Below are 14,034 nucleotides of genomic sequence, written 5' to 3' on the forward strand. Positions count from 1 at the left end.
ATGCCCTAGCTCGCAGCCGACTCCGGATGGCCGCGGCGACGCCCGTACAGCAGGGTCTCGCCCGCGGCAGTTCCGGTGTACTTCGTCCGCCGGGCCCAGTCGCGGCACTCCTCCAGCACCGGGCACGACTTCAGGCACAGCTCACGGGCCTTGCGCTGCTCCCAGCGGGACGCGCTCTCGTCGTACGCCGGCGCCTGCCCGATACACGCGGCCCGGCTCATCCAGCGGTCGGCGGGATCCACGATCACGGTCAGCGTCGGCCTCATGACTCCGACCGTAGAGCGCCCGCGACCGCCGTGAGCCTATGTCTCGAAATATGATCGGGTTACTGGACTTTTAAGGTCTGAGGTATGCCGACACTCGATGACATCCGCCAGGCCGCCCAGGAGCTCGAGGGACGGATCCACCGCACGCCGATGCTGACCTCCTCGGCGCTGAACGAGCGCTTCGGCGCCGACCTGGTACTCAAGGCCGAGCTGTTCCAGAAGACCGGCAGCTTCAAGGTCCGCGGCCTGCTGACCAAGCTGCTCCGGCTCAGCGCCGCAGAGCGCGAGCGCGGCGTGATCACCGTCTCGGCCGGGAACGCCGCGGGTGCGCTCGCCTGGGCCGCCCGGGACGCCGGCGTACCGGCCACAGTCGTCATGGCCAAGACCGCCGTACAGGCGAAGATCGACGCGGCCCGCGGGTACGGCGCGACCGTCGAGCTTGTCGAGGGTGACCTGATGGCGCAGTACGAGCGGATCAAGGACGAGCGGCAGCTGACCGGCGTCCATCCGTTCGACGACGAGGACGTGATCACCGGACACGGAAGCCTCGGGCTGGAGCTGCTGGCGGACCGGCCCGACCTCGGCACCGTCCTGGTGCCGGTGGGTGGCGGCGGGCTGATCTCGGGCGTCGCGACGGCGCTCAAGCTGGTGAAGCCGGAGATCCGCGTGATCGGGATCGAGCCTCAGCAGGCCGACGTGGTCAGCCGCAGCCTCGAGGCCGGCGAGCCGCAGAAGCTCGCCACGGCCCGATCGATCGCCGACGGCCTCGCCGCGCCCGTCTGCGGCACCCGCAACTTCCCGCTCATCCAGCAGTACGTCGACCAGGTCGTCCGCGTGAGCGAGGACGCCCTTCTCGAGGCGACCCGGCTGGTGATGTCACGCACCAAGCTCGCCCTCGAGCCGGCGGCGGCCGCACCGTTCGCGGCGTTGCTGGAAGGCAGCATCCAGCTCGACGAGGTGACCGCCACTGTCGTCAGCGGCGGCAACCTCGACGTCTCGAAACTGATGCTCTAGGCCGGATCCAGCGCGGCAGCCAGTCGGGTTTGAGCACGCGACCGTACGCCGTCGCTCGGATCGTCGACCAGGTCGCCCCGGCGTACCGGGTCCTTCTCCGGCAGCAGGATGTCGCGGGCGACCACCAGCATCAGCCACAGCGTTCCAGCCATCCGCAGGATCACGGAGAACCAGTAGATCCGGTCCGGCACCTGCGGATCCCCGGGCGCCAGGAACTGGGCGAGGTGCATCCACACCAGCATCCAGTAGAAGCACTCACAGGCCTGCCAGATCAACCAGTCCCGCAGGCGCGGACGGGCCAGCGCGACCAGCGGCAGCAGCCACAGGACGTACTGCGGAGAGTAGACCTTGTTGATCAGCAGGAACGCCGCGACGACCAGGAACGCCAACTGCGCGAACCGGGGCGGCCTCGGCGCCATCAATCCGAGGATCGCGATCGACAGACACAGGCCGGCGAAGATCACGATGTTCAGCTGGTTGACGTCCGCGACCTCGTGGTTGGCGAGCTTGAGGACGTACCAGATCGAGCCGTAGTCGCTCTCGCGCTGATCGTTGAACTGCCAGAACGACAGCCATTCGTTCTTCGCGAGCAGGTAGATCGGCGCGTTCACCAGACCCCACGCGACACCTGCCGCGATCGCCGCCTGGAACCACGGCCACAGCTTGCGGCCGCGGAGGCAGACGATCAGCAGCGGCCCGAGCAGCAGGAACGGATAGAACTTCGCCGCCGTCCCGAGCCCGAGCAAGATCCCGAACCACACCGGTTTGCCGCGCGACCAGGCGAGCATCGCGCCCGCTGTCAGCGCGACCGCGAACAAGTCCCAGTTGATCGTCGACGTCAACGCGAGCACGGGCGCCGCAGCGACGTACAGGGCGTCCAGTGGCTGGCCTCGCGCCGCACCGGGGCGGGTTTCGACCCCGCGGGCCGTCGCGACCGTGCAGCCGACCATGACCAGCGCGCAGAGGAACAGCATCACCAGGTTGACCACGAAGAACACGCCGGCCGTGTCGCGCTTCTGCTCGGCGGTGATGTCCTTCTTCGGGTCGCCGGTGAACAGCCAGGTGATCCGGGCCGCGACCTCCATGAACCCACCGGTCAGCACCGGGTACTCGAGCACCGGGTAGTTGCCGGTATCCAGGAACGGCCGGTTGCCCTCGGCGAAACCGCGCTCCTGGTACAGGAAGCCGATGTCGGAGTAGCACAGCGCCTTGAACGGCCGCCAGCTCTGCCGGTCCCAGCCGGCCTCCATACACGGCGCCTTCTGCAGTACGCCGAGCCCGAAGGTGATCGTGCACACCGCGAGCGCGATCCGCAGCGGCGTCCACCACGAGGAACCGAGCCGGGCGAACCGTCCGGACGGCCCACCGAGCCCAACGGTCAGGCCGGCGACGGCCGGATCATTCTCCGACGGCGCCTGCGCGAGCTCGCGTTGTGGTCCGGTCACGGTGGGCATCATCTCCTATCGGCTCACCTTGCGACCACCAGAGGTTACCCACCCGTCTCCAGCGGGGCGCGCAGGGTCCCCGCGTGCCGTCTGCCGCGGGCGCTACTCGGTCATGAAGTCGCGGAGGACCTTCGCGCCTTCGTCGGCCGGCGGTAGCCAGATGGTGCCCTCGACGGCGTCCGCGATCACGCGGTCGGTGACGAAGACCGTGCCGTTGTACGCGCGCATCCGGCGCCGTACGTCCTGGCGGTCGACCCGGCCGTAGACCACGACGGCGTGCTTGATCCGGGCCGCGGTGAGCAGCGGCAGGTCGGCGATCAGGTCCTCGCCGCCCAGAACCGACTGCCAGTCCTCCATCAGGACATGCGTGACGCTGTCCAGCTCCGGCAAGGTCAACGGACGCCGGGGGATCTCGGCACCGTCGAGGTCCTGGAACCACGCCTTCGCGGCCTTCGAGCCGATCGGCCCCAGAACCAGTCGGGGTACGACGTCCTCGTGGGCGGGCGGTGCGCCGACCAGCTCGGCGTACAGGTCTCGCAGGTGACCGGCCTGGGCCTCCCAGGACATCTCGGCCCGCAACCCCGGGTCCGCAGCGCGCTCGCGGTACAGCTCCGGGTCCTTCAGGACGGTCTTCACGGCGACCGCCAGCGCGTCCGGGTTCTCGGCCTCGAAGACCTCGCCGATACCGGTCTTGCCGACGAACTCCTCGAGCGTCGGCATGTCGCTGGTCACCACCGGCAGGCCGGCGAAGGTGTACTCGAAGACCTTGTTCGGCAGGGCCATCTCGTGGCTCGGGTACCGCAGGATCGGGATCAGCCCGACGTCCGCGGTCCGGAGGAAGTGGATCACGTCGTTCGGCGCGACCGGGTCGAGGTAGTGCACGCGGTCCTCGATCTGCAGGGACTTGCCGAGCGCCCGCAGCTCGTCCACGGGTCGCGTCCGCGCGTGCGGCACGCACACGACCGCCAGGTGTACGCCGGGCAGCAGCGGCAAAGCCTCCATCGCGGTCTCGACGCCACGCGCCCGGGTGACCCCACCGCTGTAGACCAGCAGCGGCACGTCGGCAGCGAGCCCGATCGTGGCGCGGATGTCGGTGATCCCGCTGTCGCGCTCGCACAGCTCCGGGCTGTTGATCACCACGGTCGGCTCGCGGTCCAGCTTGTGCCGCTTGTGCAGCGTCCGGGCGATCGCCGGGCTGACCGTGACGACGCGGTCGACGGTCCGGATGTACTCGGCCTCGTGCTGCGCCCAGGCCGCGATCATCCGCGGCGTACGGCCGCCGTACTGCGACAGGCCGGGGACGTACTCGTGGGCGTCGTACACGACCTTCAGGCTGCGGCCGCGGAGGTCCGCCCGGCCCGCGGCGCGCGAGCCGACCGCGATGACGTGCATGTCATGGGCGTGCAGAGCATCTGGGCGCAGCTGGTCGATCAAGTCGGCGAAGATCGCCTCGTAGTCGTCAGCCTCGGGAATGGTCGAGCGCCACCGGACCAGCGCACTCCGGCCCGGCAGCCAGGTGTCCCACCACTGCCAGAAGCTCGTGGCTATCCCGGCCTCGGTCTCGCCGAACCAGGTGCGGACCGAGACGGCCGCCTGGGACAGGCGCAGTCGCCGGTGCCTGAGCGAACGGCTCACTGCTCCGCCGAGATGGGCGGCACCGCCGACCTGCCCCGCCTCGCGCCTCGCGGTGGCTCGTCCGCGCTCCGCCTTCAGGTCGGCGAGCCGGGCGGCGACGCGGGCCTCCTCGGTGCCCTCGGGCCGGATGTCGAACAACCGGCGGCCGCGGCGGAGCCGGTGCCGGCGGTTGCGCTCGTCCCGCAGGACGAAGTGGCCGGGCACCCGGATCATCACCACATCGGACTGGCCGGACTGACCGGACGGGATGGTGTCGATAGCGAGCCGGCCGGATGCGGAGACTCCGAGCAACGTGACCTGGTAGCCGGCCTTGCCCAGGGCGACGGCCTCTTTGAGGACCCGGGTGTCGTTGGTGATGTCGTTCGCGACGATCATCACGATGCGAGGGACGTGCACACACTCTCCTGAGCCTTCGTGAGCGCAGGCGGGGAGGTGCGGGAGCTCACAGCGGTGATTGCACGGTTCAACGACGGGGACGGCGAGTCGTTAGCACCGCGGGGACTTTCGCGCAGTCCCTAGCGACTTTCATGATGCCAAAAAGCTTCAAGGAAGTTGCAACGGCAGCAAAATAACGGTACAGACCTCCGCCTCGCCACTGTCAAGCGTTCAATTCAATCCGGCGGCTCCAGATGCGCCAGCCAGGCTGTGAGGATGGTCTCGAGTTGAGCCTGCTGGGTTGCGCTGAGCGGTTCGAGCAATCGCTTCTCGTTCGCCATGTGGGCGGCGAAGGCCTTGTCGATCAGCCGGCGTCCGGCCGGGGTCAGGCGGACCACGCGACCGCGCCCGTCGTCGTCGCTGCGCCGGCGCCGGACCAGGCCGGCCGCCTCGAGCCGATCGACGCGTTTGGTCACCGCGCCGGTCGTCACCATCGTGTGCAGCGCGATCTCCCCCGGCGCCCGCTCGTACGGCGAACCCGCGCGCCGGAGCGCCGCGAGTACGTCGAACTCCCCCTCCGACAGCCCGTACTTCGCGTACAGCAGCGTCAGCTCACCGGTGAGCTGATTCGCGATCCGGTGCAGTCGGCCGATCACGCCCTGCGGGCCGGTGTCGACATCCGGCCGCTCCGCCTGCCACTCCGCCTGGATCCTGGCCACGTGATCGGTCACGCGTTCCACTATATCTTCCCGGGAAGATATAGTGTCTTCCATGGAAGATACCTTCCGCTGGACCCTGGTCACCGCGATCGCACCCATCGCCTGGGGCACGAACTACTTCGTCACGCACGAGTACCTGCCGACCGGACACCCCTTGTACGGCGCAGTGTTCCGCGCCCTGCCCGCCGGACTCCTCCTGCTCTGCGTGGCCCGGCGTCTCCCCCGCGGCGTCTGGTGGTGGCGATCGCTGCTTCTCGGTGTCTGCAATATGGGCGCGTTCTTCGCGCTGATCTACCTCGCGTCCCAACTGCTTCCGGTCAGCCTCGCGTCGACGATCATGTCCGCCTCGCCGCTCACGATGGCGCTCTTCGCCTGGGCGCTACTCGCCGAACGACCGACCGTTCCGGTCCTCACCGGCGCCGCGGCCGGGATCGCCGGCGTCTGCCTGCTCCTCGGCACCGGAACGACCGCCGTGAACCTGCACGGTGTCGCCGCCTCGGTCGCCGCCCTCACCATGTCGTCCTTCGGCTACATCCTCGCCAAGAAATGGGGCCGCGCCGACGGCCCGATCGCAACCACCTCGTGGCAACTGATCGCGGGCGGCCTGGTCCTGATCCCGTTCGCACTCATCTTCGAGGGCGCACCACCCCACCTCGACCTACCCGCCATCGCCGGTTTCGCGTACGTCGGCCTGATCGCGACCGCCCTGGCATTCACAGCCTGGTTCGCGGGCCTACGTCATCTCAGCGCGGCAACCGTCGGGCTGATCGGGCTCCTCAACCCGGTGACCGGCGTACTGCTCGGCGTCCTGGTCTCGGGCGACGTACTCACGCTTCGCCAGGTGCTCGGCCTAGCCCTCGTCCTCTTCGGCATCACACTGAGCCGTCGGCGCGGATCTTCCGGGTGGGTCAGGTGGACGACACGGAGTAGGAGTTGCTGGTGAAGTTCTGGCCGCCGGACGACGACGTGATCTCGAAGCCGAACTGGACCTCGCCGACTGTGGCGTCACCCATCCAGCCCTGACCGCGGATCCAGTTCAGGACGGCCTTCACGTCGACCGATCCCGAGTTCGTGTTGGACGTGCGGAGGAACGAGAACACCGCGTTGGCGCCGTTGCTGCCGCGGTAGACGTCCCAGGTGTGACCGCCGACGGAGACCGTGGTCTGCTTCGACCCGATCGCACCGACCGCCCCCTGCTTGTTCATCCACAGCATGATCTCGTAGGCGTTGTTGTCGGCCCAGATGTCGTACGTCGTCGCGTAGGCGCCGCTGCCGGGCCGGGACACGTTGAAACTGCTGGTCAGAGAACCAAGGGCACTGACCCGCTTTCCGACGTTGCGGGCGGAGTGGGGGTATGCCTTCACGCCGCCGGTGTTCGGGTGGTCGGCCCAGACTCCCCAGTTGCTGTAGGAGTTGGCCCAGATCGTCTGAGCGCCGGCACCACTGCCCCAGACGTCATTGCGGATGGTGTACCCGCCGTTGGACCAGGTACCGAACTTGTCCGACGACGACCACGCCGCCGCGTCGGCCGGTGCCGCGGTCACCAAGCCCGCGGCCAGTACTGTCAGCACTGCTGTTGCTGCTTTCCACCATCTCGGCATTTCGTTTCCTCTCGTTGGGGCGAACGCAGGGGAAGAACCGTGGGCGAGTGCAGGGGTATAAAGGGGTGTCGAAGCGCTTCGACTGGGGTAGAACTGGGGCAGGTTGACGAAAGGGAGTGCGATGGTCACGATCGCGGACGTTGCCCGGCATGCCGGGGTCGCGGCCAGCACGGTGTCCTATGTGCTCAGCGGGAAGCGGACGATCTCGACCGACACCCGGGAGCGTGTGCAGCGCAGCGTCCACGCGCTCGGCTACCGGCCGAACGCGAGCGCCCGCGCGCTGGCCAGTCAGCGATCGAACGTGCTCGCCCTCGTCATCCCGCTGCGGACCGGGATGCATGTCCCGGTGATGATGCAGTTCGCCACGGCGGTCGTGACCACGGCCCGCCGGTTCGATCACGACGTACTGCTGCTGACCGCCGACGAAGGACCGGACGGGCTGGAGCGGGTCGCGCAGAGCTCGCTGGTCGACGCGCTCGTCGTGATGGACGTCGAGCTGCACGACGAACGCGTGCCGGTTCTGCGCGAGCTGCCGATGCCGTCGGTGCTGATCGGCTACCCCGACGACGCCGACGGACTGACCTGCATCGACCTGGACTTCGTTGCCGCCGGCGCGCATTGTGTCGACCACCTGGCCGACCTCGGCCACCGCTCGCTGGCCCTGCTCGGTACGCCGTCCGCCGTCTACGAACGCCAGACCGGGTTCGCCCAGCGGACGCTCACCGGATTCGTCGAGGCGGCCGAACGCCGCGGCGTGCTCGGGGTCGAAACGCCGTGTGAGCACACCTTCGACGCGATCCTGCACACGGTCGAGCAACTCCTCAGCGACCATCCTGACATCACCGGACTGGTCGTCCAGAACGAGCCGATCATCGGCCCGCTGCTCGACGTCCTGCGCCGCCTCGGCCGTCGCGTTCCGGAGGACATGTCGCTGGTCGCGATCTGCGCGGACGACGTCGCCGAGCGGCAGGTCCCGCAGTTGTCGTCGGTCAGCATCCCGGCGGAACGGATCGGCGACCAGGCGGTCGAGTCGCTGATCACGAAGCTCGAGGGCGGCGATGTGCCCGGCCTGACACTGGTCCCGCCGACGCTGACCGCCCGCGGCAGCACCTGCCCTCACGTCGACCTCACCACGGCATAACCGCCGGCCGGGACCGGCAGCTCGCCGACCACCAGCTCGCCCGCATCCGGTACGGCGAACTCTGCGTCTCCGTGGTTGAACAGAAAGGTCCAGGTGGTGTCACCGGACCGTCGTCGTACGGTCTCCACCAGCGACGCCGACAGCTCGAACACCTGTGCCGCGGCGGCATCGTCCAGCTCGGTCGACACGTACCACGCCGTACCCGCGCCGACCCGGCGACGGGTGATCGCCGGCTTACCGTCCAGCACTCCCCCGGCGTACCGATCGACGACCTCGGCCGACACCGCGTGGACATGCTCGCTCCACAAGCGTCCACGGCCACCGGAAGACAGGACGACCTCGCTGTCGTCCGGCAGCGGATGGAACTCCTCGACGCGCACCCCGAGCAGCTCCGTGAACGCACCGGGATACCGGATCCTCAGGTCAGGATCGACAATGCCGCTGAAGTACCCGACGACCAACTGTCCGCCGCTCTCCACGTAAGCGGTGAGCGCGGCCGCAGCCTCGTCCGAGATCAGATAGAGCGACGGCACGACCACCAGCCGGTACGACGACAGATCGGCGGCCGGCGTCGCGAAGTCGACGGTGATGCCCGCGTGCCAGAACCGCCGGTGAGCCGACCGGACCGCCGCCAGGTAGTCCAGCGACGACGACGGCAGGTGGGTACCCTGCATCGCCCACCAGCATTCGGCATCCCAAAGGATTGCGACGCCGGCCTCAACGTTGCTATCGGCAACCTTCGCCAGCCGCGGGAGCTCCGCGCCGAGTGCCACGATTTCACGGAACATCCGGCTGTCCGGGCCTGCGTGCGGCACCATTGCCGGGTGGAACATCTCCGCGCCGCCCCGGGAGGCCCGCCACTGGAAGAACAATGCACCCTGCGAGCCGCGCGCGATGTGGGACAGGCTGTGTCGCGCCATCCGTCCCGGCTCCTTCGCGTGCAGCCGGCGCCCGGTATTCACCGCGCCAGCCGACTGCTCCATCAGCAGCCACGGCTTCCCGCCGGCCCAGCCGCGCGCCAGGTCAGCCCCGAAGGCTGTCTGCTCCTCGGCACCGACGTCTGCGCGATCCGGATAGTGGTCGATGGCAACCACATCGACCTCGGCGGCCCACTGCGCATGGTTCACCGGGACCCAGCCGCCGAACACGAAGTTCGTGGTGATCGGCAACGCCGAGACCGTCCGCAGCTCGGTCTTCTGCTCCAGATACGCGGCCAGCAATTCGTCGGACCAGAAGCGCCGGAAGTCCAGGTACTGCGTGGGATTCACCAGGTACTGCGTCTTCCGCGGCGGCTCGATGTCCGTCCAGTCGGCGTACCCCTGACTCCAGAACGCAGTCGTCCACGCCTCGTTCAACCGGTCGAGCGTGCCGTACCGCGTCTGCAACCACTCGCGGAACCGCTCGGCCGCCAACGAGCAATAGCAGGTGGTCCCGTACTCGTTGTGCACGTGCCACATCGCCAGCGCCGGATGATCGTGGTACCGCTCGGCCAACGCCCGAGCGATCCCGCGCGCAGCCTCCCGGTACGCCGGCGCGCACGCGCAGTACGTGTCCCGACTGCCATGCGTGAGCCGTACGCCGTCCGCCGTCACCGGCAGCGCCTCAGGGTGCAGCCGGCTGAACCACGGCGGTGGCGACGCGGTCGGCGTGGCCAGATCGACGCTGACGCCGCCGTCGTACAACTGGTCGAGAACCTGGTCCAGCCAGGTGAAGTTGTACTGCCCCGGCGACGGTTCCAGGGTCGACCAGGAGAAGACACCGACGGTCACCAGGTTCACGCCGGCCCGACGCATCAGGTCGACGTCCTCCTTCCACACCGCCGGATCCCACTGCTCCGGGTTGTAGTCGCCGCCGTACCAGAGTCTCGTCATACCGGCTCTCCGTACGGGATCCCGAAGCCATTGGTGGACAGGTAGACCCGCCCGTACACCCGTGGATCGCCGGCGATCGCATCGCCGGTGGACGCGTACTGATGCCGGTCGTCGTTCACGCGCATCCACGAGGCGCCGCTGTCGTCTGATCGGAAGATCCCTCGGACACCGGCCACCTTCCCCGACGTGTACGCGGCCATGTCCCGGCGCCGGGGCGCGGCCTTGCCGAAGCCGATGGTGTACGCCTCCTCGATTGTCGTCACGGGCAAGTACGTTAGTCCGCGGTCGATCGACCGATACAGCCCGCCGGCGCCTACGGCCAGCCAGCAGTGCCCGACTCGATCGAGCACGGTCTCCAGCTTCCCCGCCCCGGTCGGGAGACCGCCGGCAGTCGCGGTGAAGGAAGCGCCGCCGTTCGTGCTCACGTACGCCGTACCGGTGGCTGGATCGAAGCCGTAGAACACCCGGCCGTCGACCCGATCACCGACGACCGCGGCCTTGACCGGCAGGCCCGTGACTGCGGTCCACGTCGCGCCACGATCGCGCGAGTAGTGCGCGACCAGGTCGTCCGGCGCCCAGACGATCGTCCGTGCGTCGGCGCCGACCGCGACGCGGCCCGGTTGCGTCATCGGTGCCGGCTCGCCGGAGAAAGGCTGCCAACTCACGCCGGCGTCGGTCGAGTAGGCGCCGCGCTCCCCCGCGTTCGCGTTCGCCAGCCGAACCACGAATCCCGGGGCTCGAGCGGCGTAGTCCAGGCTCGGCGAGGTGCCGCTGACCGGATTCGACGCCTGTCCGTCCGGCGGCACCCGGTCCAGCCGGTCGTGCCGGTACACCCCGATGTCCCCGAGCGCGCTGATCAACGGCGGGCCCCAGGGCGGACTGACCAGGTCGAGTACGGCGGTCTCCTCCAGGCCCTGCGCACGCACCGACCAGTGCGTACTGCGGCCTGCCTCGGCCTCGGTCGCGTCGTCGGTGCCGAAGATCGTCGCACCGGTGACGTAGAGGACCTTGCCGGAGTCGAACGGGTCGATCGAGATGTCGCCGATCATCCAGCCGAGCTTCGGCGTCGCGTGAAAGTTCAGGTACGGCGCCCCCGACGTGTCGAGCACGATCCGCTCGCCGATCGAGGACCAGGTCCGGCCGCCGTCGACCGATCGGAAGATGTCGTCCACCGGGCCCCATCGGCCCATCGTCGCCACCATCACGGTGCCGGGCCGACGCGGATCCGTCGCGAGGCCGGCGTACCCGAACCCGGCCTCGCCGCCGGTGTTCGGTCGTAGCGGGGTGATGTCGGTCCATTCGCCGGTGGCGGTATCCAGCTTGTGCACGGCGCCGTCGTACATCTCGTACGGTCCCGGCAGGTCGCCGTAGCTCACGTAGATGTTGCCGTCAGCCCCTAGTTCGCCGTGGTGCGGCAGCAGTCCGGTCGGTTGGCCGGGGATCCGCGCCCAGGTCACACCGGCATCGGTGCTGCGGTACAGCCCGGCCGCGGTATCGGTCACATCGGCGTAGATCGTGCCGTCGCGTGGGTCGAAGAAAACGAAGCCGATGCCGAGACCTGGTGTGCCGGTGTCCGGGAAACCGTCGACGCGCGCCCAGGTCACACCGCGATCGGCGCTGCGCCACAGCCCTTGGTTGCGGGTCCCGAGGAACAGGATCCGGCCGTCGTGCGGATCGACGGCCAGCCGCTCACCCATCGAGCGGCCGGGTTCGTTGCCGCCGAGTTTGAACGGCAGGTCGGTCCGTACGAACGTCCGGCCCTGATCTGCGGAGCGGAGAATCGCCCCGTTGATCGGAGACCAGTCGTTGGTATAGGTGCCGACGGCAAGGTACAGCCGCCGCGGGTCCGCCGGGTCGATGGCGAGACTCTCGACGCCGGTCCAGTTCCACTCGTCCCAGCCGATCCAGTGCAGCAGTTGCACCCAACGCTGTGTGCGGTTGTCGAACCTGACCGCACCGCCGATGTCGGTGCGCGCGTAGACCAGCCCGCGCCGGCCCGGATGGTGGGTGATTCCGGTGACGAAGCCGCCGCCGACGAGCTCGACGTTTCGCCAGCGATACCTGTTCGACGGCGCAGCCTGGGCGTGACCCGCGGTTGCCGCGAGCATCGCCGTACCGGTGCTGAGGGCAAGGAACTGCCGTCGCGTGCTCATCCCTTCACCGCGCCGATGATGACGCCCTTGGTGAAGTGGCGTTGGATGAAGGGGTAGACGAGGAGGACCGGGACGATCGCGATCACGACGATTGCCATCTTGATGGCCAGGCCGGGGGCGGGCTGCAGGCCGAGGCCGGTTCCGGTGGCTATGCCGCCGGCGCCGGTCGGCAAGGGCTGCTGCTGGACGATGTAGGTCCGCAACACCATCTGCAACGGCCACTTGTTGTTGTCGTTGATGTAGAGCAGCGCGTTGAAGAACGCGTTCCAGTAGCCGACGGCGTAGAACAGGCCGACAACCGCGACGACGGCCTTCGACAGCGGCAGGACGATCCGGCGCAGGATGGCGAACTCGCCCGCGCCGTCGATCCGCGCGCTGTCGATCAGCTCGCCCGGAATGCCCATGAAGAACGAGCGCATGACGATCAGGTTGAACGCCGAGATCGCGGTCGGCAGGATCAGCGACGCATAGTGGTCGATCAGGCCGAGCGAGTTCACCAGCAGATAGCTCGGAATGATGCCCGGCCCGAACAGGAACGTCAGCAGTACGACGAACAGCAGCGGCCGATGGAACACCGACCCCGGCCGCGACAGCCCGTACGCCGCGAGCACGGTGATGCCGAGGCTGAACGCCGTACCGACGGCGGTGATCATCACGCTGATGAACAACGCGCGAGTGACCACGCCGCCCGACAGCAGTTGCACGTACGCCGCGACGGTCAGCTCGCGTGGTACGACGACCAGCCCGCCGGCGCGGGTCACCGCTTCCGTGCTGGACAGGCTTGTCACCACCACGACGTACAGCGGGAACGCCACTGCCAGAGCGATCAGCGTCAGCACGACCGGCTTACTCAGCCGTCCGATCGCGGTCGGTTCCTCTTCCCAGACAGCCCTTGCGGTCATGAGCGCGAATACACCCCCTGCTCGCCCACCAGGTGAGCGAATCGGTTGGCCACCAGGACCAGGACGAGGCCGATCACCCCTTTGAAGAGACCGGCTGCGGCGCCGTACCCGAAGTCGCCGACGAGCAGACCCTGGTAGTACACGTACGTGTCGAGCACCTCGGCGGCGCCTCCGCCGACGGCGCTGCGTTGCAGGATGAACTGCTCGAAGCCGACCGTCAGCGCGTCGCCGAGACGGAGGATCAGGAGCAGGACGATCACCGGACGCAGGCCGGGCAACGTGATGTGCCACAGCCGGCGCCAGCGGTTGGCTCCGTCGGCCGCGGCGGCTTCGTAGAGGGCCGGGTTGATGGTGGAGAGGGCGGCGAGGAAGACGATCATTCCCCAGCCTGCGTCCTTCCAGACCGACTGCGCGGTGACGAGCAGGATGAAGGTGTCGGGCTTGGTCATCAGGTCGACCGCCGAGTGTCCGTGATCCCGCACAGTCTGCGCGAGCAGGCCCGCGCCGCCGATCATCTGCTGGAACAACGACACGACCAGCACCCAGGAGAAGAAGTGCGGCAGGTACACCACGCCCTGGATGACGTTGCGCAGCTTGGCCGACAGGACGCTGTTCAGCAGCAACGCCAGTCCGATCGGGATCGGGAAGAAGAACACCAACTGGACCGCGGTGATGGACAGGGTGTTCGCCACCGCCCGCCAGAACGCCGGCTCGGAGAACATCCGGCTGAAGTTCGCGAACCCGATGAACTCACTCCCCCGGATCCCGGCATACGGCGAGTAGTCCTGGAAGGCGATCACGTTGCCGAGCGTCGGAAAGTAGTGGAACACCCCGAGCAACACGATCACCGGCAGAACCATCACCAGCAACGGCCAATCCCGCCGCAACCGATGCCGGAACCGCATGCCAGTA

General features: G+C 68.4%; 12 protein-coding genes. 3 read left to right on the plus strand and 9 right to left on the minus strand.

Going from position 1 to position 14,034, the window contains the following annotated elements; translation table 11 throughout:
• Nucleotides 1-5: 5 nt before the first annotated feature.
• The gene (locus EV645_RS38860) at nucleotides 6-266 is read right to left on the minus strand and encodes a WhiB family transcriptional regulator (protein WP_130449789.1); all 261 of its coding nucleotides are present in this window, start codon (nucleotides 264-266) and stop codon (nucleotides 6-8) included.
• 84 nt (nucleotides 267-350) lie between these two features.
• Between EV645_RS38860 and EV645_RS38865 the strand changes: the two genes are divergently transcribed.
• Nucleotides 351-1,280 carry a threonine ammonia-lyase gene (locus EV645_RS38865; protein ID WP_130449791.1) on the plus strand — a complete coding sequence of 310 codons (930 nt, stop codon included), beginning with the start codon at nucleotides 351-353 and terminating at the stop codon, nucleotides 1,278-1,280.
• Here the strand turns inward: EV645_RS38865 and EV645_RS38870 are convergent.
• From EV645_RS38870 to EV645_RS38880, 3 genes are all read right to left on the minus strand, one after another.
• The gene (locus tag EV645_RS38870) at nucleotides 1,277-2,734 is read right to left on the minus strand and encodes a glycosyltransferase family 87 protein (RefSeq protein WP_130450262.1); all 1,458 of its coding nucleotides are present in this window, start codon (nucleotides 2,732-2,734) and stop codon (nucleotides 1,277-1,279) included. The genes EV645_RS38865 and EV645_RS38870 overlap by 4 nt on opposite strands.
• Nucleotides 2,735-2,827: 93 nt before the next feature.
• Entirely contained in the window at nucleotides 2,828-4,756 is a 1,929-nt protein-coding gene (locus EV645_RS38875; protein ID WP_130449793.1) for a glycosyltransferase family 4 protein, read from the minus strand.
• Between the two features lie 215 nt (nucleotides 4,757-4,971).
• Complete coding sequence (locus EV645_RS38880) at nucleotides 4,972-5,466, minus strand: MarR family winged helix-turn-helix transcriptional regulator (RefSeq protein ID WP_242000939.1); 495 nt, start codon at nucleotides 5,464-5,466, stop codon at nucleotides 4,972-4,974.
• Between the two features lie 40 nt (nucleotides 5,467-5,506).
• Here EV645_RS38880 and EV645_RS38885 point away from each other — a divergent pair, with 40 nt between their 5' ends.
• Nucleotides 5,507-6,397, plus strand: coding sequence for a DMT family transporter (locus EV645_RS38885; protein WP_130449797.1), 891 nt, complete (start codon nucleotides 5,507-5,509; stop codon nucleotides 6,395-6,397).
• On the opposite strand, the gene EV645_RS38890 is transcribed toward EV645_RS38885, so the two are convergent.
• Nucleotides 6,363-7,055 carry a glycoside hydrolase family 12 protein gene (locus EV645_RS38890; protein WP_130449799.1) on the minus strand — a complete coding sequence of 231 codons (693 nt, stop codon included), beginning with the start codon at nucleotides 7,053-7,055 and terminating at the stop codon, nucleotides 6,363-6,365. The two genes, EV645_RS38885 and EV645_RS38890, sit on opposite strands and share 35 nt — an antisense overlap.
• 121 nt (nucleotides 7,056-7,176) lie before the next feature.
• On the opposite strand from EV645_RS38890, the gene EV645_RS38895 reads away from it, so the two are divergent.
• Nucleotides 7,177-8,196, plus strand: coding sequence for a LacI family DNA-binding transcriptional regulator (locus EV645_RS38895; RefSeq protein ID WP_130449801.1), 1,020 nt, complete (start codon nucleotides 7,177-7,179; stop codon nucleotides 8,194-8,196).
• Here EV645_RS38895 and EV645_RS38900 read toward each other — a convergent pair.
• Genes EV645_RS38900 through EV645_RS38915 form a run of 4 tightly spaced genes read right to left on the minus strand, consistent with a single transcriptional unit; the run spans nucleotide 8,172 to nucleotide 14,027 of the window.
• Nucleotides 8,172-10,067, minus strand: a complete 1,896-nt coding sequence (locus tag EV645_RS38900) for a beta-galactosidase (RefSeq protein WP_130449803.1) — start codon at nucleotides 10,065-10,067, stop codon at nucleotides 8,172-8,174. The genes EV645_RS38895 and EV645_RS38900 overlap by 25 nt on opposite strands.
• A complete protein-coding gene (locus EV645_RS38905; protein ID WP_130449805.1) occupies nucleotides 10,064-12,220 on the minus strand; it encodes a carbohydrate-binding protein in 2,157 nt (718 codons plus the stop codon). Before EV645_RS38905 ends, EV645_RS38900 begins: the two co-directional genes overlap by 4 nt.
• On the minus strand, nucleotides 12,217-13,122 hold the full coding sequence (locus EV645_RS38910; RefSeq protein WP_130449807.1) for a carbohydrate ABC transporter permease: 906 nt from the start codon (nucleotides 13,120-13,122) through the stop codon (nucleotides 12,217-12,219). Before EV645_RS38910 ends, EV645_RS38905 begins: the two co-directional genes overlap by 4 nt.
• The gene (locus EV645_RS38915) at nucleotides 13,119-14,027 is read right to left on the minus strand and encodes an ABC transporter permease (RefSeq protein ID WP_130449809.1); all 909 of its coding nucleotides are present in this window, start codon (nucleotides 14,025-14,027) and stop codon (nucleotides 13,119-13,121) included. Before EV645_RS38915 ends, EV645_RS38910 begins: the two co-directional genes overlap by 4 nt.
• Nucleotides 14,028-14,034: the final 7 nt, after the last annotated feature.

Origin of the sequence: Kribbella rubisoli (genome assembly GCF_004217145.1) — a bacterium.
Classification (GTDB): Bacteria; Actinomycetota; Actinomycetes; order Propionibacteriales; family Kribbellaceae; genus Kribbella; species Kribbella rubisoli.